This is a genomic window from Dendronalium phyllosphericum CENA369, assembly GCF_016056275.1.
Classification (GTDB): domain Bacteria; phylum Cyanobacteriota; class Cyanobacteriia; order Cyanobacteriales; family Nostocaceae; genus Dendronalium; species Dendronalium phyllosphericum.
In genome coordinates, this window is the sequence record NZ_JAECZA010000298.1 from 1 (window position 1) to 1,255 (window position 1,255).

A 1,255-nucleotide genomic window follows, 5' to 3' on the forward strand; every position below is an offset into this window, starting at 1 on the left:
GATTAAAATCAGGAGAGTATGGAGATAAACATAAGACTTTCGCACCTACAGATTCAATCATTGGTTCAATTGATGCTAGTTTATGTGCAGGTAAGTTGTCCATAACTACCACTGCTCCTGACCATAATTGAGGCAATAAAAACTTCTCAATAAATACTTCAAATGCCTGACTATCCATTGAGTTATTTATCGTCATTAATGCCACCACTTTTTTAATACTTATTGCTCCAATTACCGTAACTTTTGTACCACGATAAAATGGTTTCATTTCGTATACTCTTGTTCCCTTCTCTGAACGTGCATGAGTTCTTGTCAAACCCAGTATTACCCCTGTTTCATCTAAAAATACCAAGTTTTCTGGATCTATATCCTTTACTTTTTCCCAATATTCTACCCGGAGTTTTTGGACTCTTGGAGTTGCTGCCTGGCTACTGTGCAATGTTTTTTTTTGCGATTTAATCCTAATTTTTGTAAGCAACGGCACATTGCCGTTCGGCTCACCCAATTACCTGTTTTTAATGCCAATAATTCACATAATTCCGCTATTGTTGCATCCTGATTCTCTGACACCAATTCTCTTAACTCTAATTCCGCATTTGTCAGATGACTAAATCGGGGCTTACCCGGTTTTAATGGTTGTAAATTACCATGACTTTTTTGTTGCTTTACCAGCTTTTGTACTAGACTTTTACTGACTGCCACTTGCCGAATTGATATTTTTTCCTCAATATGTGCTGCAACTATTTTTTCTCGGATATCCACTGAATATGCTTTCATGACAGTATTATCTTTTTATTTTATTAGTACTAATTGTACCTCATAACATCGGAAACGGCTGTATAAGGGCGAAGTAACATCCTTGGCAAAGAGATTGCAAGAAAATATTATATTGAGGCGTTTAGTGTTGTCTGAAGATTACTTTTGGACATCACCTTTAGCATTTTGGGAAATACCCAACTCGCTGAAAAATGAATTAGCTGAGGCGAATTTGATTTTAGTCAAAAGAGATGCAAATTATCGAAGATTATTATGCGATCGCTACTGGCATTCTACCACCAATATTGCAGATATAGTTTGCTACTTACCTGCACCAATGGTAGCCTTAGTTGTCAAGAACAGGGTGTAGGGAGTAGGGTGTTGGTGTAGTGAAGACTGCATTGGTCGGGGCTTGAATCCCCGTGCAATTGCCTTAAAAGCTTAGGATTGTACCCAAGGGTGGTTGGGGCTATCTCTTCCCCCACACCCCACACCCCAC

Annotated in this window: 2 protein-coding genes and 1 pseudogene; 1 reads left to right on the top strand and 2 read right to left on the bottom strand. The window is 38.6% G+C overall.

What is annotated here, in order from left to right:
- Together I8752_RS33925 and I8752_RS33930 are read right to left on the bottom strand one after the other, a co-directional pair.
- Positions 1-439, bottom strand: a 439-nt coding sequence (locus I8752_RS33925; protein ID WP_214436558.1) for a transposase, incomplete at its 3' end; no start/stop codon positions are given.
- Positions 391-777: a helix-turn-helix domain-containing protein gene (locus tag I8752_RS33930; protein WP_214436559.1), complete on the bottom strand. Its 387-nt coding sequence runs from the start codon at positions 775-777 to the stop codon at positions 391-393. The genes I8752_RS33930 and I8752_RS33925, both read right to left, overlap by 49 nt.
- Before the next feature lie 70 nt (positions 778-847).
- On the opposite strand from I8752_RS33930, the pseudogene I8752_RS33935 reads away from it, so the two are divergent.
- Positions 848-1,105 (top strand): annotated as a pseudogene (locus tag I8752_RS33935) (ARMT1-like domain-containing protein); the annotation flags it as partial.
- Positions 1,106-1,255: the final 150 nt, after the last annotated feature.